Below are 26241 nucleotides of genomic sequence, written 5' to 3'. Positions count from 1 at the left end.
GACGCGCGAGCGCAACCTAGTTCTGAACGGGCATGTTACGCGCGTTGGTCTCCTTGCCGTCCACGATCTTCACGACATGGGTGACGAGCAGCGGATCGCCCTTCTCATCGAACTTGAACGAACCGCGGCTGCTTTCGAAGCTGACCTTCGCCAGCGCATCGCGAACCGAGGCGCGATCGGGCTTGCTGGCGGCTTCGACCGCCATGACGGCCATGGTGGCGGCGTCATAGGCCTCCGCCGCATAGGAGTCCGGGTCGCGGCCATAGGCCTTGCGGAACTTGGCGACGAAGTCCTTGGCGACCGGGATATCTGATGTCGTCGCGACGCTGAAATGCGCCGTGAAATAGATGCCGTCCGCCGCCGGCCCCGCGAGCTCGATGAATTTGGGCGTGGCGATGCCGTCGGAGCCAAATCGCGTCAAATTCAATCCGGTCTGGACGAATTGCTTGGCGACCAGCGCGCCTTCAGTATAGCGCGACCACTCGACCATGGCCTGGGCCGGGCTCGCCTTGATATGGCCGAGCTGTGCGGTGAAATCGATGTCGCCACGGGTATAGCGTTCCTCGTCGACGATTTCGAAGCCGTATTTGGCGCCGGCCGCCTTGAAGGCCTCAAAGCCGCCGCGGCCGAAATCGTCGTTGACGTAAAGGAACGCGAACTTGGTCACCTTCGGAAATTTCTCATGAATGAAATCGACGAGGTCGGCGACGAGCTTCGTATCGGGCACCGGCGAACGGAACACCCATTTGTTGCCCGAGGTCGTGATCCTTTGCGCGGTGCCGCCGACCACGATCTGTGCGGTCTCCGACTGACGACTGACTTGCGAAGCCGCGAGACTCGCGGGGCTGGAGATGCTGCCGATGTTGAGAAGAACCTCGTCACGCGATATCAGCCGCTTGATCGTGTTGACAGCTTCCTCCGGCTTGCCGCTATCGTCCGCATAGACCGGCTCGATCTGTTGCCCGTGGATACCTCCGGCGGCATTCTTTTCCTGGATGACGAGGCTGACCGCGTCTTTCTCGCTGCCACCCATCGCGGCGGCGTCGCCGGAAAACGGGCCGAACACGCCGATCTTGATGGTTTCGGCCGACGATGGCTGAACAGAGGCCGCGATCATGACGGCTATGGCGATCGCGCCGCGGGCATTTAGGAAACGCATGGTTCAAACTCCCTTGTTGGCGAAAAACTCATTCACTGCGGGCTTTGCGCAACTTCGGCCGCCTCAAACTCCCAATCCTGTTCGCCGAGATAGCTCGCCCAGACCTTTGGATTTTCGAGAAGCCGCTCGCTGGTATCCGCGAGCACGATGGAGCCGGTCTCGATCACATAGCCACGCGTGGCGAGTTCGAGCGCAAGCTCGGCGTTCTGTTCGACCAGCAAAATCGTGACGCCGCTTTCGCGGAAATAGTCGATCGCGCGCGCCACGTCCTCGACCATGATGGGTGCGAGGCCCAGCGAGGGCTCATCAAGCATCAGCAGAACCGGTTGCGCCATCATGGCGCGGCCAAAGGCCAGCATTTGCTGCTCGCCTCCGCTCAGCGAGCCCGCGAGCTGCTGGCGGCGCTCGTAAAGCCGCGGAAACAACTCGAAGACGCGTTCGCGCGTTTCATTTTTCTTGGCGTGAGCGCGAGACGAATAAGCGCCGACGGTCAGATTCTGACGAACCGACAGCCGCGGAAACACGTGGCGTCCCTCCGGCACATGGATGATGCCGCGCTCGACGATCTGTTCGGGCGACAATTCTGTGATCGCTTCGCCCTGAAATTCGATTTTCCCGGTGTTCGGGCGAACCAGTCCGGAAATCGTGCGCAACGTCGTCGATTTTCCGGCCCCGTTCGAACCGATCAGCGCGACCACTTCGCCTGACGCGACGACCATGTCGACGTTGCGCAAGGCGCTCACCGCGCCATAGCCGGCGCTGATATTTTCAAGACGCAGCATGGAGAAGCTCCGCCTTTTGTTTCGGTGTGCGCGTTTCTCGCCGCTTGAGCCCGCCGCCGAGATAGGCCTTGATCACCTCCGGATGGGCCCTGATTTCCGCTGGCGTCCCGTTGGCAAGCCGCTGACCGTAATTCAGCACGGTGATGCGGTCGCAGGACGGCATCACCACGTCCATGTGATGCTCGACCAGAAGGATGGTCGTGCCACCCGAACGAATGGCCCTGATCAGATCGACAAGGCGCCGGCTTTCGACCCCGTTGAGGCCGGCCGCCGGCTCATCCAGCAAAAGCAGCTTCGGCCGTGCCACGGTTGCGCGGGCAATTTCGACAAGCCGCTGCGAGCCATAGGGCAAATCATCCGCCCTTGTGTCGGCCAGACTCAACAGGCCAACGAAATCGAGCGCTTCGCGGGCGCGCTCGGCAATGGCGGCTTCTTCGGCTTGTTGTGTGCGCGTGCGCAACAGCGCGCGCCAGATTTCGCAATGCGTCTCCCCGTGCATTCCGACCATGACGTTTTCGAGCACCGTCATGTCGCGGAACAGTTTCAGGTTCTGGAAAGTCCGCCGGATGCCGGCGCGTGCACGACGATCGACCGACCAGCGCGTGATATCACCACCCGCAAACCCGATCCGGCCGCTGCTCGATGGAATGTGCCCCGAAATCAGATTGAGCAGCGTGGTTTTTCCGGCGCCGTTCGGACCGATCAGCCCATGCACCGATCCGGCTTCGACTTCCATCGCAACGTCGCGGACCGCGACGAGACCGCCGAAACGACGCGTAAGCCCACCGATTACCAACAGTGCGGACATTACAGCCTCACCGCTCCCGGCTTCCGCAAGACCGGCCAAAGCCGAGGCGACGAAAAGCGCCTGAAAAGATCGACCAGAATGCCGCTCAGGCCACGGCTGCCGGTTCCCGCCAGCACGATCACCATGACGCCAAAAAGAAGGAGCCGGAATTCTCCGGACGCGCGCAGCAGTTCCGGGATAAGGACGACGATTACCGCGCCGAGCGCCGCGCCCGGCAGGCTTCGGATGCCGCCGATCACCACCATGATCAGGATATCGATGGATTTCTGGAAATCGAAATCGTTCGGGTTGAGATAACGGGAATGATAGGCGTACAGACCGCCGGCGATGCCCGACACGATCGCGGCGACCAGGAAGCATTTGCTCTTGTAGAGCGAGATCGCGATCCCGCTGGCGCGCGCCGCCTCTTCATCCTGCGACATCGCGGTCAAGGCGCGTCCGAACCGCGAATGCGTGATCCTGTCGAGCGCCAGAAATACGCCCGCGGCGGCAATCAGACAGACGTAGTAAAACCGCGTCTCGCCGCCGAGCGACACGCCAAACAGAGTTGGGGCTGGGATATCCATCATGCCGATGCTGCCGCCGGTCAGCCAGTCCTCGTTGAGCATGACGAGGTGGACGATGATCGCAAAGCCGAGCGTCGCCACCGCAAGGCTCGAGCCCCTGAGGCGAACGATCGGGGTCAGCAGCAGGCTTGATATACCGGCGAGCAGACCGCCAGCCACGATCGCCAACAGAAACGGCGAGCCGAGCGAGATCGAGAGCGAGCCGGCGCAGTAGGCGCCAATGCCGAAGAAAGCGCCCTGCCCCAGCGATACGATACCGGCCGATCCAACCAGCAATTGTTGGGAAAATGCCAGGATGACGCTGATCAACGCCAGACTAAAGATGTGTACCCAATAGGCATTGGATTGCACGAGCGGCAAGGCAGCGAGGATGAGCAACAGGACAAGTCGGGCGATCGGAACCGCGCGCATGTTCACACGGCCCGGCCATCGCGGGCAAACAGCCCGGACGGCATGAAAAGAAGAATGGCGATGAGCACCACCATGCCGACCGCGTCTTTGTAAGCGGTCGAAATCAGCATTCCGGAAAACGTCTCGATGATTCCGAAAATCAGCCCGCCGATCATCGCACCCGCGACGCTTCCAAGGCCGCCCAGCGTCGCGGCGACAAAGGCCTTGATGCCGGTCATGAAGCCCATATTGAACGACGCAAAGAATAGCGATCCCAGCAATACGCCGGCAGCGCCCGCCATCATGCCGGACAGCGCAAAGGTGTAGGTCGTCGTGCGATCGACATTAACGCCCATCAGCCGGGCGGCGTCCGGATCCTGCGCTGCCGCCTGCATGGCGATGCCGAGGCGGGTGTAACGGAAGAAGACGATCAGGGCGCCCATGATCAGGCCGCTGAGGACCACGATCCAGACGAGTTGCGGCGAGACCACGAAGCCCGCAAAGACGAGCCCGCTCGACGCAAACAGACTGGGATAACGCAGCGGCTCCGAACCCCACACCAGCCGCGCAACGTTCTGCAGGACGATCGAAACGCCGAGCGTCGCGATCATGATGTTGATCAGCGAGACCCGGCGCAGGCGCAGCCTGCGATAGATGAAAAATTCGATTGCCATCGACACGAGACCGCCGCCGATTGTGCCGGCGAGCAGCACCAGCACAAACGGCATGCCGTGCAGCCAATAGGCTGATAGACCCATCATCGAGCCGATCATCAACATTTCGCCTTGCGCGAAATGAAGAATGTCGGTGGCGCGGATGATCATCGAGATGCCGAGCGCAATCAGACTGTAGATGCAGCCGATCGCTAGCCCGCCAAGCGTGGTCTGAACGAATTGATCGAGTGTCATCGGCGCGCTCTCTCTTCACATGAGCTAACGCTCGCGCAGCCAAAGCGGCAAGATCAAATTGCATGCGAATGCAAGGGCAATTGGCCTATGTTTTGTGCAGCTCTTTTTAGCAGTTCAACCACGCGCTGGAATCGACAAAATGCCGCACTTAAAGCTTTTGCATGCGTATTCAACAAAATCAGATACTTTCACCGTGGTCACGGCGATATCGGAGTTCACCGGTGGCCTTTCCGCCGTTTGGCATCAAGCGTGCAAGGAGCACCTGCTGCCAGTTTCTGATGCCAAAGCCTGCTGCCAAAGTTTGCTGCCAAATCTCAAGTTGCGCCGGTTGGAGCCAACGTATGAAAAAACGAATTCACCTCGCCTTCGACTTTTCCTGGACCCATGTCGAGACGCAGTGGCGTCTCCCCGGTTCCTGGCTCGACCGGCAGCATCCCAATATCGGCATGTTCGAGGAAGTCGCCCGCGTCGCCGAACGTGGCGGCCTCGATATGATCTTTTTCGGTGACAGCACCGGCATTCCATCGACCTGGCAGGATTCGATCGAGGATGCCGTCAGCTACGGCGTCGCCTGGCCTCGTTTCGAGATGAGCCCGTGGATCACGGCGATGTCACGCGTGACGCATCACCTGGGTTTCGGGCTGACTTACGCCTCGACCTTCATGCATCCGTTTTATACGGCGCGCCTGCTCAACTCGCTCGACCACATCACGAACGGCCGTATCGCCTTCAACGTGATCACCTCGCAGCGCAAGGCCGACTACGCGAATTACGGCTATGACGAGCTGGTCGATCACAACGAGCGCTACGAGCGTCTGGAGGAATTCATCGACGTCTGCCATCGGCTGTGGGACAGCGTGGCGCCGGATGCCTTTGTCTGGGATCGCAAGACCGGCATGGTCGCAGACCCTGCCAAGGTGAAGGCGATCAATCACACGGGCAAGTTCTTCAAGGTCAAAGGACCGTTGAGCGTCGTGCCCTCGCCCCAGGTGCATCCCGTGATCATCCAGGCGGGCGGCTCGCCCCGGGGCACTCGCGCGGCCGCGCACGTCGCCGATCATGTCTTTGGTCTAACGAAGAGCATTCCGCTGATGCAGCAGCAGCGCAACGATCTCGACAAGGCGCTGGTTGCGGAAGCCCGCGATCCGCAGAAGGTCGGAATCCTCTGGTCGAGCCGGGCGATAGTCGGAGAAACCGAAGCCGAGGCGCAGGCGCTTCGCGAAACCATGATCGCCGATGTCCCGCTAGGCGCGGTCGGCGCCTGGCTGTCGCACAATACCGGTTACGACATGTCGCAGCTTCCACCGCGATTTTCACTGAAAGAGTTGAACGATCGCATCGTTGCCGCCAACGCCTCGCCGGTCGGCTTTGTCAGCCTGCTCGCCAAGCAGCATGGCGAAACGGCCGAGATCGAGCGCGATGAATTCTTTCAATACGCGCTGCGCGCCTCGACCGGCTACAACATCACTTTCGCCGGCACCGCCGGTAAATTGGCGGACCAGATGGAAGAGATGTTCGAGGCCACCGGTAGCCGCGGCGGGTTCATGCTCTCGATCGCACCGGGATCGCCGCGGGCGATCATGCTCAACATCGTCGACCAGCTGGTTCCGGAACTAAAGCGCCGCGAACGTTACCGGACGACATATGAGGGAAAAACCCTGCGCGATAATCTGGCGGAATGAGGCGAGCGCGCCTCGTTCATACGGCGCTTGGCGAACGTAGCTGATATTGGCCGTCGAGATACAAAAGCGCGTCGATGTCGCTTTGCCATAGCTTGAGCTCGCGCACCACACCGATAAATATCGTGTGGGAATGAACCGCGACCACCTGCGTAACCTTGCAATCGAAACTAGCCAGCGCGCTGGCGAGCGCCGGCGCTCCGGTCACCAATGATACCCAGGAACCATGCTCGAAACGGCGGGCGCGAAATTCCGGCACGCTGAAGCGCTGGGCCAGTTCGACATCGTCGGCACTGAGGAGGTTGGCGCAGAAAATTTTTCGGCGATGGATGACGTCGTGAATGCTCGAATTGCGGTTGACGCAAACCAGCAGCGTCGGCTCCGGCTCGGCGCAGACGGAGCTGACCGACGTCGCCACCAGTCCATGCGGCACGTCCTCGTCGAGCGTTGTGATGATGGAAACGCCGGCAGCGAGCCGCCGCATCCCGCGTTTAAACAGCGCGCCGTCGATCATGGCATATAGCCGCCCCGGAAGTGCACCAGCGGCGCGGCATCGGGATTGCCGGAGGTCGCCACGACGCGGCCGAAAATGATGACGACGTTATATCGCTCGATGATTTCGACCAGTTCGCAATCGATGACGCCTGCCGCTTCGGCAAGGGTCGGCGCGCCTGTCACCAGACTGCTCCAGGAGGTGGTCGCAAAGCGGTCGGCGCCCTTCAGATCGGATTTTCCGCCAAAAATATCCGCAAGCTCCCGCTGTGCCGAAGAGAGATAATTGAGGGCGAAATGCCGGGCCTGAAGGATCGTCGGCAAGGCGGAAGTGCGCTTGTCGACCGACACCATCATGGTCGGCGGATCTGCGCAAAGATGCGTTGCTGACAGGCCAAGGAGGCCGGCAGGCCCGGTTTCAGAGCGAGCCGTCACGATCGTGCTTCCGGTCGCGCGCTGGCCGATCGCCTGCCAAAACTGTTTTACGTCGATCATTGCAGAATTATCCGACATCACTTCCATCGCGGGCAAGTCTTTTGCCCTGCGACGCCCTTAAATTCCGACGTTGAGACGAGAGTACTTGCGGAGGCAAGATCAAATTGCATGCGTATGCAAGACCGAATTGCCGAAGTTTTGAGCAAACGAACCGGCCCGTTGCATCCTATAGTATTGAACCTGCCCACGCATACTTCTTGTGAGACCTATAAGACGATGGCCAAACGAGCAATCCCGAAAATCGGCGCCCAGAAAATTAGCGCCCAAGTGACTGCCCAGGATGTTGCCCGTACCCTTGGCGTTTCGCAATCGACGATTTCGCGCGCCTTTTCGATGACCGCAAGCATTTCCGAGGACATGAAGCTTCGCGTCATCAAGGCGGCCAACAAGCTCGGCTACCAGCCGAACGTCATCGCGCGCAGTCTGATCACCCGGCGAACCAACATGGTCGCGATCGTGATGGCGAACCTTGTCGACCCGTTTTATCCGGTGGTGCTGGATGAACTCGTCCAGCAGGTTCAGGCCGGCGGGTTTCAGACTTTGCTGTTCGTCCCGTCGGCCGGACAAAAGGTCGACGACATCATGCCGAACCTGCTGCAATACCAGGTCGACGCCATCATCCTGACCTCGGCCACGATCTCGTCGGCCATGGCTCGCATTTGCGCCGCGCGCGACACGCCTGTGGTTTCGTTCAACCGTTATGTGCCGGGGCTCAATATCCATGCGGTATCGAGCGACAATGTCGGCGGGGGACGGCAAGTTGCGGACTATCTGGTCGCCACCGGCCATGAGCGGCTTGCGTTCATCTCCGCGCAGCGCGACGCCACGACCAATCGCGACCGACGGTCGGGCTTTATGACCCGCCTCAAGCAGCTGAAGATAACTTCCTGCCTGCAGGAAGATGGCGGCGAATTCAGCTATGAGGCCGGATATGCCGCCGCCAAGCGGTTGTTGCGACAGGCGTCGCGTCCGGATGCGCTTTTTTTCGCCAGCGACGTCATGGCTTTCGGTGGCATGGACGCCGCACGCGAAATCGGCCTGAGCGTTCCCCAAGATGTATCCATCATCGGTTATGACGATGTGCCGATGGCCGCGTTGCCGAGCTACGGCCTGACCACCATCCGGCAGCCGGTTCGTGAAATGGCGAAAACCGCCATGGAGATACTCGGGCTCACTGGCGAACGCGCGCGATCCGAACCGACAACGCGGCTTATTCCCGGCACCTTGATCACCCGTTCATCGACCAAGAACCGGCGCGCCGTCAGTCATTTGAAAGAGACGGCGGCCTAAAGCGCGATGAGGTTTGGTTGAATCATCATCGCCCTTAGCCGATGCCGATGCGGCATTTTAGGATTTTGGTTTCGGCCGGGGCCAGTTTCATGATGCCCGGCTTGTCCAAAAATTCGCCGTCGAAGTGGGCCGGGGAAGCGAACCCGCGCCAGGGTTCGATGCAGAGGAACGCCGCGCTTGGCGGTTTCGACCAAATTCCAAGCTCCTGAAAACCTTCCCATTCCATGTTGATCGCCGGACCGCGATCGGCGGCGTAGCGGATGCTGCGGCTCGCGGGCCGGTCCAGGATGACCGCGTCATCCCAAAAAAGCTGTTCTGAAAGAGCAAGGATTTTGCCTTGAACAGGCGTGGGTTCACCTTTCTCGCGCAACATGCCGTCCTTCAAGCGGCGAATGGGCTCCGGTTCCTCGCGGGAGAAGTGGATGCTGTAGGCTTCTTTTGCCAGCCCCGGCAGCAATGGCCAATTAAATGCCGGATGGGCGCCGAGCGATGCCGGCAACGTCACATCGCCGGTATTGGTGATTTCGAAACCAACATCCAGGTGAGCGCCTTCCACCTCATAGCTCACCGCCAATCGGAACGCGTAGGGAAAGTGCAAACGCGTTGCCGAATCATCGGTGAGAACCAGCGTGCAGGATTTCGCGCCACGCTCGCGCCACGTAAACTCGCGGTCCCGCGCAAAACCGTGCTGCGTCATCGGGAACGCCTTGCCGCGGTCTCGCAGTTGGTCGTTCTTGAGCCGGCCAACGATTGGAAACAGGATCGGCGCGCGCCGCGGCCACGCCGGTCCGGCCTGCCACAACAGCTCACGTCCTTCGCTGTTCTTCAACGAACATAGTTCTGCGCCGTCCGCATTGATCATTGCCGAAATGCCGTCGCTCTGGAGCGTATGCTTCACAATCCTGCTCGTCCTCTGTTCCGGGGAAGCCGTAGCAAGTTCATATCGCGAGACGTGGCCGGCCCGGGATTTTTTTGACGAACCATTTTGGGTTATTTAAGCCAGAGCTCGCTATCTCGACGCCGCCCTATGAGCGCGCGACCCCGCCCTGTCGAGACCGGGGTTTGAACGGCTCGGCTCAAGCTTCCTTTCAGGGGGAACCTGGAAGCGTTCACCGGTTTTCGACCGGCGTTTTTGCTCTTGCTTTAAAAGCACGACCTGTGAAATCTGATCTGCGGAAATCAGGAGTCCGGAAGTGCCCTGTTCACACACCCATCACATCAGGACCGTCACCCCCAGCGTGCTGGGTTGCGAGGAATGCCTGCGGATCGGATCGCGCTGGATACACCTGCGACTCTGCCGCGAGTGCGGGCACGTCGGTTGTTGCGATCAGTCGCCCCACCGTCACGCCCGTAGGCACTTTGAAGCGAGCCGCCATCCCATCATCGAGGGCTACGACCCTCCGGAAGGCTGGGGCTGGTGCTATATCGATGACATTGAAGTCGACCTTCCCGACCAAACGCCGCACAACGGCCCAATCCCGCGCTACGTCTGAAGGTTGGCGCTATCGGCGGAAGGTCAGGAAGTCCCGTAGCGTCGCGCGGCCTCGATGGTCAGTCCTTTGCCGACCGCCCCGAACGTATCGCCATCGATCGCCCGTGCCGCCGGCAGTTTCGACGTGATCGCCTTGCGGACATGGGCCAGTTGAACCGAACCGCCGGTCAGGAACACCGCGTCGATATCGGCGCCCGCGAGACCGGCCTGCTGCAGGCAGATGTCGATCCGCGCCTCGATGCGATCGGCGAGACGCTGGGTGTGATTGACAAGGTCTTTGCGTTTGACGTCGATCTCCAGGCCCTTCTCGATCCAGCCCAGCGCGATGCTCGATTTCGGCTTCTCCGAGAGGCTGATCTTGGCGCCTTCGACATCCATCGCAATCGTATGGCCGCGCTGCTCGTCGAGCACCCGCACCAGACGGTCGAGCAATTCCGGCCGCTCGGCCTCGTAACGCACCTGGCGGACCTGTCCGATGACCTTCGGGTCATACATGCGGTTGATGCTCGACCAGGTCGCGAGGTCATGGAAATAGCCCGAGGGAACGTCGAGCTCCGCCCGCTTCATCGCCGAGCGGTAGCCGAGCAGCGGCATCACGACACCAAGGCTGAGATAGCGATCGAAATCAGTGCCACCGACGCGGACGCCGTCATTGGCCAGGATATCGTCCTTGCGCTCGGTGTGGCGATGGCGTTCCGGCGACAGCCGAACGATCGAAAAGTCCGACGTTCCGCCGCCGATGTCGGAAATCAGCGCGATCTCTTCGGAATTGATCTGGCGTTCGTAATCGAGAGCGGCAGCAATCGGCTCGAACTGGAATGAGATGTCCCGAAAACCAACACTCTCGGCGATGTCGCGCAGCACAGCCTCCGCCTTGGCATCGCCGGCCGGATCGTCTTCGACGAAATGCACGGGACGGCCATGCACGACCTGCAACAACTGACATCCGGCGACTTGTTCGGCACGCCGCTTCACCGCACCGATATAATAGGCGATGACATCGCGGAACCTGACGCGCTCCCGGCCGACGCGCGTGGTCTCGTCGATCAGCGACGTGCCGAGGACCGATTTGAGACTGCGCATCAGCCGCCCGGCGTCACCCTCGACATAAGCCTCGATGGCACGACGACCGATATGGACGCCGGCGTCGGCCCGGTAGAAGATGGCGCTTGGAATCGTGACGTGATCGCCCTCGAGCGCAGCCAGCACGGGAACATCGCTGATGATGGTGCCAAGCGTCGTGTTCGACGTCCCGAAATCCAGACCGCAAATCGACATGACCGCTCCGCAAACGAAACGTCCGTCTACACACTTCGCGGCGTGCGATCTAGCTTTATTTTTTTGCACAGCAATATGTGATGTCAAACGCTGAGTCTGAAGGACATTTCGAAGCAAAACAACGCGATCTACAGAACGCTTCGCGGCTCGGCGCAGGCTTGATGAATCACGCGGCATCGGTCCATAAGCTGTTGTGACGGCGGCATTGCCCGCCTGGATTTCGAAGGAAGACTCTCGCGTGGCAAATATCAATCGACAGATTGCCGACGAACTTGGCGTCCGCGAACAGCAGGTCGCGGCAACGGTGGAACTGCTCAACGGCGGCGCGACGGTGCCGTTCATCGCGCGTTACCGCAAGGAAGTTACCGGCGGCCTCGATGACGCGCAACTGCGCACGCTCGATGAGCGGCTGACCTATCTGCGCGAGCTCGAAGAACGCCGCATTGTGATTCTGGAATCGGTGCGCGAACAGGGCAAGCTCGACGCCGCGCTGGAAGCCTCCATCATGGCGGCCGATACCAAAGGCCGGCTTGAGGATATCTACCTGCCGTTCAAGCCGAAGCGCCGCACCAAGGCGGAGATCGCCAGAGAAGCCGGGCTCGAACCGCTGTCGGATCTGCTTCTCACCGAGCCAAAGAACGATCCGAAGAAAGTTGCGGAAAGCTTCGTCAACGCCGACAAGCAGGTTGCCGACGTCACCGCAGCGCTCGAAGGCGCGCGCGCCATTCTGGTCGAGCGCTTTGCGGAAGACGCCGACCTGATCGGCGCGCTGCGCGAGCAGATGTGGTCAAACGGGGTGATGTCGTCCACCGTACGCGCCGGCAAGAAGACAGAAGGCGAGAAGTTCAAGGACTATTTCGAGTTCAGCGGGCCGCTGCACAAGCTGCCGTCGCATCGCATCCTGGCGCTGTTCCGCGGCGAGAAGGAAGAGATCCTCGACCTGGCGATGCAGCCGGAGCCCGTGCCTGCGACACCCGCCCCGGCAGGAGTGCCGAGTTCCCACGAACTCAAGATCATGCACCGTTTCGGCATCTCCGATCAGGGCCGCCCCGGCGACAAGTGGCTGACGGAAACGGCGCGGTGGGCCTGGAAGACCAAGATCCAGGTCAATCTCAACGTCGACCTTCGGATCAGGCTATGGACATCAGCCGAAGAAGAAGGCGTGCGCGTGTTCGCGTCCAACTTGCGCGACCTGCTGCTGGCGGCGCCGGCCGGCGCACGCGTCACCATGGGCCTCGATCCCGGCTATCGCTCCGGCGTAAAGACCGCGGTGATCGACGCCACCGGCAAGGTGGTCGCGACGACGACGGTCTTTCCGCACGAACCGCAGCGGGCATGGGATGCAACGCTCGCAACCCTCGGCAAGCTCGCCGTGCAGCACAAGGTCGACCTGATCGCGATCGGCAACGGCACGGCGTCGCGCGAAACCGACAAACTGGCCTCGGATCTGGTCAAGCTGCTGCCCGACCTGAAGATGTCGAAGATCGTGGTGTCAGAGGCCGGCGCGTCGGTCTATTCGGCCTCGGCCTTTGCTTCCGAAGAACTGCCCGAGCTCGATGTCACCTTGCGCGGCGCGGTGTCGATTGCGCGGCGCCTGCAGGATCCGCTGGCGGAACTGGTGAAGATTGATCCGAAGGCGATCGGCGTCGGCCAGTATCAGCACGATCTCGGCGAATCCAAACTCGCCCGCTCGCTCGATGCCGTGGTCGAAGACTGCGTCAACGGCGTCGGCGTCGATGTCAACACCGCTTCGGCACCGCTGCTCGCCCGCGTGTCGGGCATCGGCGCCGGCCTCGCGCAAAGCATCGTTCAGCATCGCGATGCGAACGGCCCGTTCAAATCGCGAAAGGCGCTCAAGGACGTGCCGCGGCTTGGCCCCAAGGCGTTCGAGCAATGTGCCGGCTTCCTGCGCATCAATGACGGCGAGGATCCGCTCGACAAATCCGGCGTGCATCCGGAAGCCTATCCTCTGGTGAGGAGGATTCTGGCGGCCACCAAGAGCGACATCAAGGCGCTGATCGGCAACGCCGAGATCCTGCGCCAAGTGCAGCCGAAAACATTTGTCGACGACAAGTTCGGTTTGCCCACCGTCACCGACATCCTGCGCGAACTCGAAAAGCCCGGCCGCGATCCCCGCCCCGCCTTCAAGGCTGCGGTGTTCATGGAAGGCGTCGAGAAGCTGAGCGACCTGAAGCCGGGAATGATCCTGGAAGGCGCCGTCACCAACGTCGCCGCCTTCGGCGCCTTTGTCGACATCGGCGTGCATCAGGATGGGCTGGTCCACATCTCGGCGATGTCGAAGACCTTCATAAAGGACCCGCGCGAAGTCGTGAAGCCCGGCGACATCGTCAAAGTGAAGGTGCTGGAAGTCGAAGTCGACCGCAAGCGCATCGCGCTGACGCTGCGCATGGATGATCCCGTAGGCGCCAAGGCCGATCGCCCGCAAGCCGATCTTGGCCCGCGTTTCAACGACCGGCAGATGACGTCACGTGGGCCGGCCAAGCAGGACAGCGGCGGCGGTGCGTTGGCGGAAGCCATGCGCCGCGCCGCGGAACGCGGGCCGGGGAAAGCGAAGTAACGCGTGCGGAACGTTCTCAGACATCCCGCTTTGAAATTTCACGCCTCTTAAGGCCGCTTTTAAGAATTTGTTGCCAGAGATAGGCGATGCAATACGGCCCGCAGAAAGCGGTTAAATCTGCGGTGCGTGATGCGTAAAGTCGGTCGACGGAATCAGAAAATAAATGAGCCACCGGTGCCTCAGAAAAGAGCAACCACGGGGCGCCTCTGGATTCTGGCATTCCTGCTGGTTCCAACCGTCGGCGCGGTTTTCGCTTACAAGGATCCGCAGCGAGCCGCGATCACAAAAGACACGGTCTCGGATTCCTGGCGCCAGCGCGAGCCAACCTCCGTCGTGCAAATTCCCCGCAGTTCGAGCGGCGAGTTTGCGGTCCAGGCCAGAATCAATTGGGTTGCGGCTCCGATGGTGATCGATACGGGGGCGACTTCGGTCGTCCTGACGTATGAAACCGCGAAGGCTGTCGGTCTCCCGCTGGAGCTTTTGGAATACAATATCGACGTTCAAACCGCGGGCGGGCACACCAAGGCGGCGCGGCTCTGGATCGATCGGCTGACAATCGGCAAGCTGGTCGAACGTAACGTGCCGGCGTTGGTGGTCCCACACGGCATGATGAAGACCAACCTGCTCGGCATGAGCTTTCTCGACCGGCTTGAAGGCTTCGAGGTGCGCGCCGACCAGCTGATGCTGCGCGGCTTCCAGGAGCCGATCACCTTGCGCAGCGATTACGGCCGTTCGGTCCTCAAATAGAACTTCTCAGCGAACACCGCGAAAATTACCTGCATGGATTTTGCCGGCTCGACGCCCACCACTGCCATCGCGAAGCGCCGCCGGACCAACACGATGCGGGCAGGAGTTTGAAGCTGGAAGCCGGTGCCGCCGGTTGCGGCGTCTCCGGAGAATATCCTTCGGCAATCTTCGGTGCTTCAATCACTTTCGGTGCTTCGATCACTTTGGGCGCCTCAATGACCGGCGGTTTGGAACGGGCGCTGAGAGATTCTTTTGGTAGCCTTGAAGCCCCGTTGGCTGTATCGGCCTCCGTTGCACCGATGGGTGCGCGCGGTCCGACATCGGGCGCCAGGCGACTTGCGACCACCGCCGGCCGGGGCGGTGGTGGGCCATTCTTCACATAAAGCGGTCGATTGCTGCGAAGAGGCGGGGGCAGATCAGGCATGTCAGTGCCTTCCGGGTAGCGGATCAGCTTCGGCGCGGGCGGGTTCATGCCTGCTGGCGGCGGCATCTCACGCCCGATCGGCGATCGCTCGGCGGGGCGTCCCTGGTCTGTTATTTCGATCGTCGTCCTGTCCGCGCCTTCCTGTTGCACGAGGTCAAACAGAATTGCGGCATGATGTGGATGCAGCCTGACGCATCCATGCGATGCGGGGCCCCCAAGCCGATCGATCGCGTAGCTGCCGTGGATCGCGTAGCCATGATGGAAAAAGATCGAAAATGGCATCGGCGAGTCGTAATACGCTGAAGAAAACCAGTTTCGCTCCAGCCGCTGCGGAGCATAGGATCCGTTTGGGGTCTGCATGTTGTCGCGGCCCGTGGAAACAGGCCACATATAGCGAACATAGCCATCCTGGATGACGAGCATGCGCTGGGTGGCCTTGTCGACAAGGATGTCGAGCTTGGCCTCGGCGGTGCCACTGCTGATGAACCATGCCAGCGCTGCAGCTAGAATGACCGCGTGGCCATGCATGTCGAGCTCCACCGAATCGTGTGTGTTGATAAAGCAATTGAATCGGGGACGATTCGGGGTGTCTTTTTGGCCAAACTGCGAGTGAAATCTGGGCGCAAGATGGACGCGTGCTTCGAGGCCGCTAACCTCTTGTGCGACCGTCAGTTCGCGACAGGTGCTAATCGTTTACCGTGTTCCGAATCGCTCGTCCTGTTGCGAAACACGCGGTCCTGTTGCCCCGTCACTGACCGATGTGTGTCGAAATTTCGGCTGCGCGATGCGTCACTGCGCGAAGGGCGAGCCGGCCAAACCACAATATCCTTTGCGGGTCTCCGGTGGACGCGCATCTTTCGCCTCCCATCGCCACATCATGCAGCCGGCTCCCTGGCATCGGAAGAAGTGCCCTCTCATCTCGTGATGCAGACGCGGGAAAAACATGCGGTACAACATGTTTTTAACGCGGGCTTTGGGTCCTGGATTGGAGCGGTTGAAGGCAAAGGTTCTTTCTTCCCAACGAAGGCGGATCATTGGGCACCACTTCTTCATCACGGCGTCTTCTTCGGTCACCAACATTGGAATTCTCCATTCACGTGGCGATGGGATGACGGTGTTTATCGATGCGCGTGCCATCTCGTCGCCGCCAAAACAAAAGACGAGCCTTGAAACGTTCCAACTCTAGCCCTGAAAAATTCGCGAATCGGGCTTAGCCGCAACACCCAACCGGTTGCGGGCGGGGGTTCGAGGAATAGAGTCCAGTTCTGGCATCACAATCCGAAGAGCACACACGCATTACGAGCGGCAGGTCACTTGAATTACACGGTGGCGTTGAGCTTGCCGCAAAGATCGCGCTCGTTGCCGTGTGTGGCCATACAGGCAAGGTTTTTGAGCGTTTCGTCTTAGCCCCGGAGATATGCGCAGTGAATTTTGGTTTTGTCGCTTCGCTCATTGTGATCATTCTCGCGGTCCTGAGCGTGTTCATCGAGATACCGATCGTGAGCAACTACGCCTTCTGGTTCTCTGTCGGCGCCTACATCCTGCTTGCGGGTACGGCGTTCGGCGATTGAGAGATCGGCGCGGTCGACGCGAGTTCAGCCGCGCCGCCCGCAATGCCCCTGCTACTCCCGGTGAAGTAGCAATGGCGGCAAATGCTGGTCCCGGACCAGCATTGCGCTTCATTCCAATGGCCCGATCCTAGTACTCGCCCTCATCCAGAACAGGCGCGGGCGGCCGCGGCGGCGGTTCATATCCGTCGCCATAGGACCCATCGAGATACGGTGCCGGCCAGCGGCGTCCAACGCCGCCGTATCCATAGCCGTAGTCATAGGACCTCGGCTGGGGCCGATAGTCACCGTCTGAATAATAACCGTAGCGCGGGCGGCAACCGCCGTAGGAATAACAACCGTAGTGGCGGCGATAATTACTATAACCATAGCGCCGCTCGACATATTGACGTTCGATGTAGCGGCGCTCGTAAACAAGGTGCGGCCCGTAGTGGTGACGGTGGCGATAGGCGGGGTAGTAGCGATAGGCCGGATAACCGCAACGGTACGAACAAGGATTGGACCCGTAATAGGAGTCCTCGTAGTAACCAGCTTGCGCTGGCGCCACGACCACGAACGAACCGAGCAATGCGAGCATGCCCGCCATGATCGGTGTCCGTCGGCGACGCGCTGACGGTAGAGCGCTAACTGTACTGTTCATCGAAATCTCCATGCGCGCGCTGATCGAACCACCGTGACAAAAAAAAGTGGACCAAAGTGCGACCGGCTGCTCCGGCGAGTTGATCGCCAAGTCTTCTTTCGCTCCATGCCGACAACGAAGCGGCTCGTGATCTCGCGACGAGCTTGCGGCGAGCGCTTATCTAAGTGACAGCAAACACGACGATTTCAGCGTGAGCTTCGATGCATGAACGGCCGACGCGGGGCATGCGCGATTGGCATTAACTATCTTCTCGGGAACTTTCTTCGGGACGCGGCCTGCGTGACGTAGCGAATGTCAAATCCGCTCCACTAGGCAACTTTCTCCTGAGAAAATTCGACCAGGCTTCGATAGAGATTGGCGTAATGACGCGCCGGATTGCGCCACGACACGTCGATCGACATGCCGTTGCGTTGAATCCGCCGCCAGGCCGCCACGTCGTGAAACGTGGCGCGGGCTTGCTGGAGGACGCTTCCAAGACTTTCGGTGGTGACCGGTCCAAACTTGAACCCGGTTTGTCTGCCGCCGTTGAGAATTGAATCGCTGATGTCGACGACCGTATCGTCCAGGCCGCCGACGCGGGACACGATTGGAACCGCGCCATAGCGCAAGGCGCAAAGCTGCGCCAGACCGCATGGCTCGGCCCGCGACGGCATCACGAGCGCATCCACCCCAGCCTGAATCAGGTGAGCCAGGCCTTCATCATATCCAACTGTGACGCTCACTTGTCCCGGATGGGCTTGCGCGGCGGCCTGATAACGATATCGCAGGTTGCGATCGCCGGTGCTTCCCAGCACCACCAGTTGCATTCCTTCGCCTACGATCGTCGGAATATTTTCGACAAGGAGATCGAGTCCCTTCTGACTGGAAAAGCGACCAATGACGCCAAGCAAAAATGCTTCAGGCGCCGGCTCAAGACCGAGCCGCGACTGCAGGGCCGCTTTATTCAGTGCCCTGTTCTTCAGCACATCCGATTCAAAGCCATTCGGAAGGTCTGGATAGAAACAGCCGGGAATATGAGGATCTATTGAAGGATCCCAGACCGACGTATCAACTCCGTTGAGGATTCCCTGGAGGTCACGGGATCGTTCGCGCAAGAGGCCGCCAAGCCCCAGTCCCCCCTCCTGGCTCACGATCTCCGTGGCATAGTTCGGGGAGACCGTCGTGATGTGATCGGCAAAATAGAGACCGGCCTTCAAGAACCCGATCTGCCCAAAATATTCGACCCCGTGAATGTCGAACGACTCCGGCGGCAAACCGACCGCAGCAAGCATCTCCCGCGGAAACACGCCCTGATAGGCAAGGTTGTGAACCGTCATCACCGTGGCCGGACGTCGCCGATTGCTGTAATGCAAATACGCCAAGGCAAGAGCTGCGTGCCAATCATGGGCGTGGACGATGTCGGGCGCAAAGACCGAGACACCTCCGAGCGCAATATCGGCGGCTATTCGCGCCAAAGCTGCAAAGCGCAACGCGTTGTCAGGCCATTCCACGCCGTCCGGCCTGAGGTAAGGATTACCGGTACGCGCGAACAGATGCGGCGCATCGAGAACAAACAGGCCGAGCTCACAAGATGTCGCCCGGAGAAGCCTGGCTTCTGAACCAAACAGGTTTGGCAGATGAAGCACCCCTTCAACCACCCCGAGCGAGTTCATGACGCTGGGATATCCCGGTACCAGGGTGCGAACCTCGATGCCCTCCGCCTTCAAGGCGATCGGAAGCGCGCCGGTCACATCGGCGAGCTCACCAGTCTTGATCAGGGGATTTATTTCCGAGGCAATCGAGAGTACGCGAATGGACTTCATCATCCAGCCTGTCGACCATCGGCTGCGTGATCACGCAGACTCACTGCGGTGATTCGTAGCTCGCGATGGTGTCGATATTGAGTCGAGAGCTTCCCGCAAATTTGGCATTGGTGAAGGAGGTCAACCCTCGTGGCGCCGGCCCGCTGTTGACGCTATAGTGCCATGGTTGCGCCGGTGACCACGTCGCACGCGCGAGGCATTGCTCGCTTGGTTTTCGGCGCAACTAGATTGCGATGCACCCGTGAAGCAATGAAGGGGCATGACATGAGAATAAGGCCCAAGGACAGAGTGCACTGGCGAAAATGGTTTGCCTGGCACCCCGTCATTATCGACAATGTCACCGTCTGGCTTGAAGTCGTTGAAAGAAGACGACACCCCGATATATTTGATTGGGTCTACAGCTATAGAAATATTGATCGGAACCACCGCAGAAAGCGGTCTCGCGCCCGGCTCACTCGGCTCTCGCGAAGGCTGATTGATAATTGGAGAGCTTGACGTTCCGAGAGAGCGGTTACCGCCTGGAAGCCGCGTCATTCTCACGACGGTCACGCCCAAAGAGGTTTTGCGATGATCAACGACATGGCATCCCTGAAACAGGCCATGGAGCAAATGGACGCGGACGATGTTGTGGTTGCCCAGGCCGCCAAGGACCGCGCGGCGCATATCCTTTCCGAGGCCGGGCTGAACTTCGCGAAATTGGCCGAACTGATCGAGCAGCGTCGGCTGCTACTGCGGCCAAGAATCCTGGCTAGCATCAAACGCATGGATCAGCCGGCCTCGCTCGGAGACGCGGCATTCCGCGATACCGGTGCGTCGTTGCGCAAGGAAGGCCAGAGCTTTCGCCAGATCGCCGATGCACTCGAGCTAACTGGCGCAACCGCGTCCCGCTACGAGGAGCCGGCGCACCGCGGTGAGCTGCTGCATCGGGTGGAATTTGACGGTGAGCGAGATGATCCGGCATCGCCGAGCGCCCCGCCGCTTATGACGCACGCTGCCCTTTATCCTCTGCGGCATCCTATCCGTTTCCTCGTGATCGCAGTGCTGAGTGTCATGCTGTTCAACGCCCTGCGTGATCTCGTTACATCCGGCCGGCAGATTCCCGGATATCGCGCCAGCATCGCCGCCCGCCAGCACGTGGACGCGGCGATGTCGTCGGTGAAGCGCGTCATGCGGCCGACCGAGGAAGCCGGCACGCCACCGACGCCGCCCGCCTCCATCTCGTCAGCTTCGTCGGCCGAACAGCCGCCGCCTACATCGCCGTCAGCCGGTCCAGCGACCTCGCCGGCTCCCGGCACGGCCGCCTCTTCAAATGAATCGGCTCCTCCCACACCGCCGCCCTCTGCCACGGCAAGTCCATCGGCTCCCGTCCCGCCGACTTCGACGCCACCCCGCACCGAGAAAAGCGCCTCGCCTTCGGCTCCGACGGCGAACGACACGCCTCGAACGGCCCGGTCGCGCGTCTTCGACGACCTGATGCCGGCTCGCTTGCGCCGAAACTCGCGGCTGGCGGGACCCTGCACCGGGGGCGCCGGCGGCTGTTATTGGGGCGGTGGTCGATATTGAAAGACTTGGTCGACGGTCAGGTGTGAGAGGCGCATCGGCGCCTGACCGTCCCGGATTCTTGGCAGCTTCATCCGCGGCCCTCGTGTCGCCAACAGAGCACGGAGTTTGCCGCTTTTGCGCATGAAAATGCCTACTTCCGTCCACTTTCGCGGTCGATCCTGTGGAAAGAAAATTGGGAGGATCAACGGTGATCACCTTCGAGAAGCGATACTTTGCCGAACTTTCCGACAATGAAGACGACAGGTGCGTGCCCTATGACAATCAAGTCATCGAGGCGTCAAACGACGAAGAGGCGATCGGCAAGGCCGGCGAATGGGCTGCAAGCCGCAAGCTCGCTGTTGTGGCCATGCTGAGTGTAAAGCAGGGGATCAGGGACGTTCACAGCAGGAAGATTTACCTGGGTGCCTAGGCGACCACATATTTGGCCGCCCGCTCAAAATGAACTTCTGAGCCCGAGGTCCGGAAATTTCAAAATTCCCGGATCGACCTGTGCGCGCTGCAGCCCGGAAAAATCGCGTGTTTTTCCGTCCGATTGATTTTTTCTTGGTGGGCGCACCAGGGCTCGAACCTGGGACCCGCTGATTAAGAGACAGCCACCGGTTGAGAAAAATCAATGACTTGCGGGTCGCACCTGTGGGCTTATCCGGCAGAAAATGGGCATTGGTCGCACGAGCGTTTACACCGCCTATTCAGAATGGCGGTTTGAATTCTGGCGGCGCTTCTTTGTTGACTAACAAGAGCGGCGCAGGATCGCAGGATAAAGCACTAAAGGCTGCAGCTTCGGGTGAAGCTGGGGCCCGGCCGCCATCATCGGGCTGTATGAAACCAAAGCCCTCAGTTGCGTTGAACCGCTTCACGCCGCCCTCGCGACGTCGAAAATCTCCTCAATCTAAATACAGCTCGGCACTTCGGCGCCGAGCGGCTCGAATATCATTGCGATTGTAGAAAAGACAACGCGACTTTCGGAAACCCCGCAAAATAATATCTTGCTGCATCGCACAATTTTTGTGTGTTTTAGCCCTCTAATAGTGGTATGTTTCCAGTCAGCGCGGAAGATTAGCAAAAGGATTTTTTTAAATGACCGATATGACGGCGATTCAGGATCAAATGAAGGCAATTGCTACGGCTCACACCGACTACGCTAAATCATCATTTGAAGCCAACAAGTCCTACCTCGAACAGCTTGCAACTTTGAAAGCACCTGATCAGGCTATGCAGTTGATGACCGGTCACATGAAGATCAGCTATGAAACGTTCGTCGCTGAGGCGCAGAAAATCGGTGATATGTACAACAACCTTTTCACCACAGCGTTGCTGCCGGTCACGGAAGCCATGCCGAAGCTTAAGGTTGTCAGTTAGAAACGCGATCCGGCTCGAGACGAATTACCCGCCTGAAGGGCGGGTCTTTCTTTATGGTCCTCGCTCAGGACCGCAGGTGGTACGCCTTGCAGCGGCGTGGTAGTTGACCTGCGTTCGTACGAAGACCCGATTGGGATCAAAAGCTGAGGTCCGCTTCACTTTGCAACGGTCGCTCGCACTCGAAGCGAGACGAGTCAAATAGGACCTGAAGGCGCGCGTTAGGCGCTGGTGGCCGGACCTGACCTCTCCGGCGCGAGTTCAAGCGATTGAACCAGAACCAGCAACGGCAAATTAAGAAACGCACAACGCCGCTCAATCGGAGTATCGTCGATTGGCGGCGCTGGCACGTCGAGGTCGGGCGCTGAAATCCCGGCAACTCTCAAGATAATATGTAACCGTTAAAGCTGTATATCGCTGTTTTGGAGCGAGCAAAACTTCGAACGCTAACCAGTACCTGCCACAAGGGCTTCAATAGTTAGATATCTATTAAGCCACGGTAAACAGCCTGAACCGTTGCCTGGGTCTTATTATTTGCGCCAAGTTTGATAGTTGCGCTTTTGATATGAGCTTCAACGGTCTTGGAGCTAACATTTAGGATGACCGCCGTTTCGTCGGAGGTCTTTCCCATTCCTGCCCATTTGAGTACCTCCTTCTCACGATCCGTCAGAGGTGACGCGTGAAGTTCGCCAAAGTTTCGAGTACGGGCTCTTATTTCGACGGCATACAAATCCACGATCTTCTGGGCGAGATAGAGCAAGATCACATGCAGCTGTACGCTGTTATGCTTGAGGTTCGCATAGAAGCAGTCGGCGGAATCCTTCCAGAATAGCGCACAGACACTGGTGTAGCGGCGGCCTAGTCCATCGTTGTAATGGACCGGGATAGTAAGTCCCTCATTGACACCAAAGTCGCGAGCCGCCTCCATGGTTTTGATCGCTCCGGGCTTACGTTTGCCTATCACCGTTGGAAGTGGCACGCTCCCCCAATGAAAGGGTAGATTGGTGCGACGAGACAAAGCCAAGCAAGGATCAGTGCTGATGAAGTTTTCCGCCCGATAGGTATCGATCCAGGCCGTGCTATGCGTGGAGACGAGGAGCGGGTTGTCTTCCCATGGATGGGAGGCGTCCATAAAGCCGAACGAGCTGAATCCATAATCCTCGATAATACGTTGGAAAACCTCACGAATTCCCGCGACGGAGCCGCAGGCCTCTAGCGCGTTCAAATCATCCTCAAGAACGCTCATCCACCCAAACCTTGGGAAAATTCCCAATATAAAACCCAGGCTGATCCCATCATCTTCCCCCGGCTGACGCAATACGGCTTTGGGGCGGGAAGTGCAGCAACCAAAATACAAGGCGGTATTTTTCTCCGCCGCGACGAACCCAGACCTGACACGGTCGCTACTCCGGTTGCGTCATGCGCTGTTCGTGCGCGAACTGGGCTGGGCGCTAGCGGTCGAGAACGGCTACGAACGCGACGAGTTTGACACAGACGATGCAGTCTATTGCGCTCTGTCGGCCGACGGCCAAATGATCGGTTGCTTCCGGGCCATAAGCTGCGACCGCCCGTATCTTGCGCACACGATATTTTCACACTTGGCGACTAGACGGCCATTTCCGATGTCGGCCGATTACGTCGAGATCAGCCGTTTCGGAGTTCTTGCCGCCTACCGGCAGGCCAGCGCTGTCCTCTACAGCCTCATGATCCGCTTCGCGATCGCGCGCAACGCCGCGGCTTTAGTGGCTCTGGCCGAGTTATCTCACGAAAGACTGCTCAATCGGATCGGTCTTTCGACGTCGCGATACGGCGACGTTCAGATTGTCGGGTTTCGCGACGACGGGCGACGGATCCTTGCCGTTGCCGGAGAAATACCGATTCCCCGAAAGCTCTCGCCCACTGTCAGGGCGCTGCTCGAACTGACACAAGCCATGGAGATAAGCGATGAAGCATCCATTTTCGGACGTGAGCGTCTTTCTGCATAATCCACTCGAGCTGTTTAAGAAGCACAGTTCGCCCGACGCTGCTCCTTTGGTCCGGCTCGATCTGGGTCTTTCTCCGGTTTATCTGGTAACCGACGCAGCACTCGCCAAGAGTGTTCTCAAGGCGGATGAATCGGCGATCGACAAGGGGCGCCTGGTCCATAAGCTTCGGACTGTAATCGGCGCGAGCTCAATCACATTGAGCGGCTCAGAGCACCAACGACGGCGGGGAGTTATCCATCAGCATCTGGCGCGCGGCATCATGAACGACTTCGTGCCGCAAATCGCTGGCCTGATCCGCCGGCACGCGTCGCTGTTGGTCCGTGAGCCGTCATTTGACGCTCATGAGGTCACGGCGCCGCTTGCTCTTCGGATTATCGTCGCACTCCTGTTCGGCAACGGCGCGCTGACGGCGGCCGATGAATCCGCGTTGATGGAAGCCGTGCATGTAGCGGAAGAAGAAATGGCGGATAGCCTTTTCCGCGTTTTGCCGCGAACGCCGTGGCGCAGTTTCATCAAGCGCCGCGAATTAAGCCAAAGCCGTGCGATTATGGGGGCAATAGTCGACCGCCTTCGCAATCGCGCCAGTTCGGCGACTTTGCTGCAAGCGCTGCAGAGCCTCAATTTATCTCCGGGCGATATGCGAGACGAAATCCTATTGCTGTTGCTGGCGGGTCACCACACCACCGGAAACGCCGCAGCCTGGTTGCTTTATTACCTCGCGACCGAGCCAGGACTTGCTACCCGTCTCGCCGAAGAATCGGAGGCCGTGATGGGCGATTCCGGAGAGATCGACCCGTCGAAACTGCCGAAGGCCGATCTCAGCCTTCGCGTGGCACGCGAGGTTCTGCGGCTCTATCCGCCGTTTTATTGGCTGTCGCGAGAGGTCCGCACGCCACAGGAGCTTGGCGGAATTCGGCTGAAGCGCGGAACTTCACTTATCATCAGCTCATGGCAAATGCAGCGTAACGAACGCTACTGGACTGATCCCGACAGCTTCCGACTCGACCGTACATATAACACGCCCGCTTTCATGCCTTTTGGGCTCGGTCCGCGGGCTTGCGTCGGCATTGGCCTCGGCTTGCTCGAACTACAACTGATGGCGTTGGAGCTCTCCTCTTCCTGCGAGCTGGAGATCCTATCCAGTGTTCCAGCGGGTAAACCAACGCCTCAAGTCACGTTGTTGCCGCCTCGCATCAAACTGCGATTGCGACCTCTAACTCAGGGAAGGAAATGGCGGCATGTCGCATAACCTCGAAATCGCTGCGCAAGTGCGGCATCAGCGCCGCAGGTATTCTTCGAGCAATTCGAGTATTTCGAGGCGCTCGGCGGGTGACAGCTGGTTGAACATCTTGAGCAACCGCCAGCTCTCGATAGCCTCGCGGGATATCGTTCGCCCTTCCTTGATCCGAAGTAATTCGGCAAGACGAGATTCTGTCATTTTACACTCTTTGACGCGGCACTAATGATGGAACGGCATACAAAAATTAAGCAGCTGCGCGAGGCTATTGAAGAAGCGATCGCCTGTGCAGACGAGGCGGGCTTAGCGCTCGTCGTCCTTATTCTGGATATAGCACGCCTCGAAGTTGATCAATCAACTAATTACAACAGAGACAGTATGCCAACTACTGCGCCTTTCGGCAAGCCGCCGCAAAGACCCAAGGCAACATAGAACGGGTGACGCCCCTCAATGGATTGCAGACGGCAAATGATCATGGCTTCGCTTCAGATTGCGAGACCCAATCTCAACCGGCGACCGAACCATCAAAAGTGGCCACTGAATGCGCGATCCCTTGCATCGGTATTCGTTTCAAAAGGTCAGTTCCTACATGAAATCTTCGTCCGATAGGATTGCACTGTTGATCGACGGCGCCAACCTCTATGCGACCGCCAAGACTCTCGGCTTCGATATCGACTACAAGCGCCTTCTTAAGGAGTTCCAGAGTCGGGGAACGTTGGTGCGGGCCTTCTATTACACCGCCATCATCGAGGATCAGGAATACTCGTCGATCCGGCCGCTGATCGATTGGCTAGATTACAACGGCTACACCGTCGTCACCAAGGCGACAAAGGAATTCATCGATGCGAGCGGGCGCCGCAAGGTCAAGGGCAATATGGACATCGAGCTTGCGGTCGACGCGATGGAGCTTGCCGAGCACGTCGATCAAATCGTGCTGTTCTCGGGCGACGGCGACTTCCGCTCGCTGGTCGAAGCCGTGCAGCGGCGGGGCGTGCGGGTGAC

General features: G+C 59.4%; 28 protein-coding genes. 13 read left to right on the top strand and 15 right to left on the bottom strand.

Annotated elements, in window-relative coordinates; translation table 11 throughout:
• Nucleotides 1-16: 16 nt before the first annotated feature.
• Genes ABSE61_RS00140 through ABSE61_RS00120 form a run of 5 tightly spaced genes read right to left on the bottom strand, consistent with a single transcriptional unit; the run spans nt 17 to nt 4613 of the window.
• A complete protein-coding gene (locus tag ABSE61_RS00140) occupies nt 17-1159 on the bottom strand; it encodes an ABC transporter substrate-binding protein (RefSeq protein ID WP_423869020.1) in 1143 nt (380 codons plus the stop codon).
• A gap of 32 nt (nt 1160-1191) precedes the next feature.
• Nucleotides 1192-1941: an ABC transporter ATP-binding protein gene (locus tag ABSE61_RS00135; protein WP_423869019.1), complete on the bottom strand. Its 750-nt coding sequence runs from the start codon at nt 1939-1941 to the stop codon at nt 1192-1194.
• Complete coding sequence (locus tag ABSE61_RS00130) at nt 1928-2749, bottom strand: ABC transporter ATP-binding protein (RefSeq protein WP_423869018.1); 822 nt, start codon at nt 2747-2749, stop codon at nt 1928-1930. The genes ABSE61_RS00135 and ABSE61_RS00130 overlap by 14 nt, the downstream gene beginning before the upstream one ends.
• A complete protein-coding gene (locus tag ABSE61_RS00125) occupies nt 2749-3726 on the bottom strand; it encodes a branched-chain amino acid ABC transporter permease (RefSeq protein ID WP_423869017.1) in 978 nt (325 codons plus the stop codon). Before ABSE61_RS00125 ends, ABSE61_RS00130 begins: the two co-directional genes overlap by 1 nt.
• Nucleotides 3727-3728: 2 nt before the next feature.
• Nucleotides 3729-4613, bottom strand: a complete 885-nt coding sequence (locus ABSE61_RS00120; protein ID WP_423869016.1) for a branched-chain amino acid ABC transporter permease — start codon at nt 4611-4613, stop codon at nt 3729-3731.
• Between the two features lie 341 nt (nt 4614-4954).
• Here ABSE61_RS00120 and ABSE61_RS00115 point away from each other — a divergent pair, with 341 nt between their 5' ends.
• Nucleotides 4955-6295, top strand: a complete 1341-nt coding sequence (locus ABSE61_RS00115) for an NtaA/DmoA family FMN-dependent monooxygenase (RefSeq protein ID WP_423869015.1) — start codon at nt 4955-4957, stop codon at nt 6293-6295.
• A gap of 16 nt (nt 6296-6311) precedes the next feature.
• On the opposite strand, the gene ABSE61_RS00110 is transcribed toward ABSE61_RS00115, so the two are convergent.
• Together ABSE61_RS00110 and ABSE61_RS00105 are read right to left on the bottom strand one after the other, a co-directional pair.
• Entirely contained in the window at nt 6312-6806 is a 495-nt protein-coding gene (locus ABSE61_RS00110) for a flavin reductase family protein (RefSeq protein WP_423869014.1), read from the bottom strand.
• Nucleotides 6803-7279, bottom strand: coding sequence for a flavin reductase family protein (locus ABSE61_RS00105; RefSeq protein WP_423869013.1), 477 nt, complete (start codon nt 7277-7279; stop codon nt 6803-6805). Before ABSE61_RS00105 ends, ABSE61_RS00110 begins: the two co-directional genes overlap by 4 nt.
• A gap of 216 nt (nt 7280-7495) precedes the next feature.
• Here ABSE61_RS00105 and ABSE61_RS00100 point away from each other — a divergent pair, with 216 nt between their 5' ends.
• Nucleotides 7496-8569, top strand: a complete 1074-nt coding sequence (locus ABSE61_RS00100) for a LacI family DNA-binding transcriptional regulator (protein WP_423869012.1) — start codon at nt 7496-7498, stop codon at nt 8567-8569.
• A 34-nt stretch (nt 8570-8603) separates the two neighbouring features.
• Here ABSE61_RS00100 and ABSE61_RS00095 read toward each other — a convergent pair whose 3' ends face one another.
• Nucleotides 8604-9467: an aldose 1-epimerase family protein gene (locus ABSE61_RS00095; RefSeq protein ID WP_423869011.1), complete on the bottom strand. Its 864-nt coding sequence runs from the start codon at nt 9465-9467 to the stop codon at nt 8604-8606.
• 295 nt (nt 9468-9762) lie between these two features.
• On the opposite strand from ABSE61_RS00095, the gene ABSE61_RS00090 reads away from it, so the two are divergent.
• The gene (locus tag ABSE61_RS00090; protein ID WP_423869010.1) at nt 9763-10062 is read left to right on the top strand and encodes a UBP-type zinc finger domain-containing protein; all 300 of its coding nucleotides are present in this window, start codon (nt 9763-9765) and stop codon (nt 10060-10062) included.
• A gap of 23 nt (nt 10063-10085) precedes the next feature.
• Here ABSE61_RS00090 and ABSE61_RS00085 read toward each other — a convergent pair whose 3' ends face one another.
• Nucleotides 10086-11339 carry an Hsp70 family protein gene (locus tag ABSE61_RS00085; protein WP_423869009.1) on the bottom strand — a complete coding sequence of 418 codons (1254 nt, stop codon included), beginning with the start codon at nt 11337-11339 and terminating at the stop codon, nt 10086-10088.
• 238 nt (nt 11340-11577) lie between these two features.
• Here ABSE61_RS00085 and ABSE61_RS00080 point away from each other — a divergent pair, with 238 nt between their 5' ends.
• Both ABSE61_RS00080 and ABSE61_RS00075 read left to right on the top strand, forming a co-directional pair.
• Nucleotides 11578-13917 carry a Tex family protein gene (locus tag ABSE61_RS00080; RefSeq protein ID WP_423869008.1) on the top strand — a complete coding sequence of 780 codons (2340 nt, stop codon included), beginning with the start codon at nt 11578-11580 and terminating at the stop codon, nt 13915-13917.
• 174 nt (nt 13918-14091) lie between these two features.
• Entirely contained in the window at nt 14092-14664 is a 573-nt protein-coding gene (locus tag ABSE61_RS00075; RefSeq protein WP_423869007.1) for a TIGR02281 family clan AA aspartic protease, read from the top strand.
• Between the two features lie 25 nt (nt 14665-14689).
• On the opposite strand, the gene ABSE61_RS00070 is transcribed toward ABSE61_RS00075, so the two are convergent.
• Both ABSE61_RS00070 and ABSE61_RS00065 read right to left on the bottom strand, forming a co-directional pair.
• A complete protein-coding gene (locus ABSE61_RS00070; protein ID WP_423869006.1) occupies nt 14690-15616 on the bottom strand; it encodes a L,D-transpeptidase family protein in 927 nt (308 codons plus the stop codon).
• A 261-nt stretch (nt 15617-15877) separates the two neighbouring features.
• The gene (locus ABSE61_RS00065) at nt 15878-16168 is read right to left on the bottom strand and encodes a hypothetical protein (RefSeq protein ID WP_423869005.1); all 291 of its coding nucleotides are present in this window, start codon (nt 16166-16168) and stop codon (nt 15878-15880) included.
• A 344-nt stretch (nt 16169-16512) separates the two neighbouring features.
• Between ABSE61_RS00065 and ABSE61_RS00060 the strand changes: the two genes are divergently transcribed.
• Nucleotides 16513-16659 (top strand): hypothetical protein, encoded by a 147-nt coding sequence (locus tag ABSE61_RS00060; protein ID WP_423869004.1) that lies wholly within the window; start codon nt 16513-16515, stop codon nt 16657-16659.
• A gap of 127 nt (nt 16660-16786) precedes the next feature.
• On the opposite strand, the gene ABSE61_RS00055 is transcribed toward ABSE61_RS00060, so the two are convergent.
• Both ABSE61_RS00055 and glgA read right to left on the bottom strand, forming a co-directional pair.
• Nucleotides 16787-17296 carry a hypothetical protein gene (locus ABSE61_RS00055; RefSeq protein WP_423869003.1) on the bottom strand — a complete coding sequence of 170 codons (510 nt, stop codon included), beginning with the start codon at nt 17294-17296 and terminating at the stop codon, nt 16787-16789.
• Nucleotides 17297-17604: 308 nt separating this feature from the next.
• The gene (gene glgA, locus ABSE61_RS00050) at nt 17605-19098 is read right to left on the bottom strand and encodes a glycogen synthase GlgA (protein ID WP_423869351.1); all 1494 of its coding nucleotides are present in this window, start codon (nt 19096-19098) and stop codon (nt 17605-17607) included.
• 567 nt (nt 19099-19665) lie between these two features.
• Between glgA and ABSE61_RS00045 the strand changes: the two genes are divergently transcribed.
• From ABSE61_RS00045 to ABSE61_RS00035, 3 genes are all read left to right on the top strand, one after another.
• Complete coding sequence (locus ABSE61_RS00045) at nt 19666-20661, top strand: hypothetical protein (RefSeq protein ID WP_423869002.1); 996 nt, start codon at nt 19666-19668, stop codon at nt 20659-20661.
• A gap of 187 nt (nt 20662-20848) precedes the next feature.
• Complete coding sequence (locus tag ABSE61_RS00040) at nt 20849-21070, top strand: hypothetical protein (RefSeq protein ID WP_423869001.1); 222 nt, start codon at nt 20849-20851, stop codon at nt 21068-21070.
• A 668-nt stretch (nt 21071-21738) separates the two neighbouring features.
• Nucleotides 21739-22020: a phasin family protein gene (locus ABSE61_RS00035; RefSeq protein ID WP_423869000.1), complete on the top strand. Its 282-nt coding sequence runs from the start codon at nt 21739-21741 to the stop codon at nt 22018-22020.
• A gap of 475 nt (nt 22021-22495) precedes the next feature.
• Here ABSE61_RS00035 and ABSE61_RS00030 read toward each other — a convergent pair whose 3' ends face one another.
• The gene (locus ABSE61_RS00030; protein ID WP_423868999.1) at nt 22496-23263 is read right to left on the bottom strand and encodes a helix-turn-helix transcriptional regulator; all 768 of its coding nucleotides are present in this window, start codon (nt 23261-23263) and stop codon (nt 22496-22498) included.
• A 79-nt stretch (nt 23264-23342) separates the two neighbouring features.
• Between ABSE61_RS00030 and ABSE61_RS00025 the strand changes: the two genes are divergently transcribed.
• The gene (locus tag ABSE61_RS00025) at nt 23343-24002 is read left to right on the top strand and encodes an acyl-homoserine-lactone synthase (protein ID WP_423868998.1); all 660 of its coding nucleotides are present in this window, start codon (nt 23343-23345) and stop codon (nt 24000-24002) included.
• A complete protein-coding gene (locus ABSE61_RS00020; protein WP_423868997.1) occupies nt 23962-25251 on the top strand; it encodes a cytochrome P450 in 1290 nt (429 codons plus the stop codon). Before ABSE61_RS00025 ends, ABSE61_RS00020 begins: the two co-directional genes overlap by 41 nt.
• 27 nt (nt 25252-25278) lie before the next feature.
• Here ABSE61_RS00020 and ABSE61_RS00015 read toward each other — a convergent pair whose 3' ends face one another.
• A complete protein-coding gene (locus ABSE61_RS00015) occupies nt 25279-25440 on the bottom strand; it encodes a hypothetical protein (RefSeq protein ID WP_423868996.1) in 162 nt (53 codons plus the stop codon).
• Between the two features lie 24 nt (nt 25441-25464).
• Here ABSE61_RS00015 and ABSE61_RS00010 point away from each other — a divergent pair, with 24 nt between their 5' ends.
• Both ABSE61_RS00010 and ABSE61_RS00005 read left to right on the top strand, forming a co-directional pair.
• Nucleotides 25465-25671: a hypothetical protein gene (locus ABSE61_RS00010; protein WP_423868995.1), complete on the top strand. Its 207-nt coding sequence runs from the start codon at nt 25465-25467 to the stop codon at nt 25669-25671.
• Between the two features lie 157 nt (nt 25672-25828).
• A partial coding sequence (locus ABSE61_RS00005) for a LabA-like NYN domain-containing protein (protein WP_423868994.1) occupies nt 25829-26241 on the top strand: 413 nt, incomplete at its 3' end.

Origin of the sequence: Bradyrhizobium sp. (genome assembly GCF_049519115.1) — a bacterium.
GTDB lineage: Bacteria > Pseudomonadota > Alphaproteobacteria > Rhizobiales > Xanthobacteraceae > Bradyrhizobium.
Note: the sequence above shows the minus strand (reverse complement) of the source record. Positions and strands in the feature narration are given on the sequence as shown.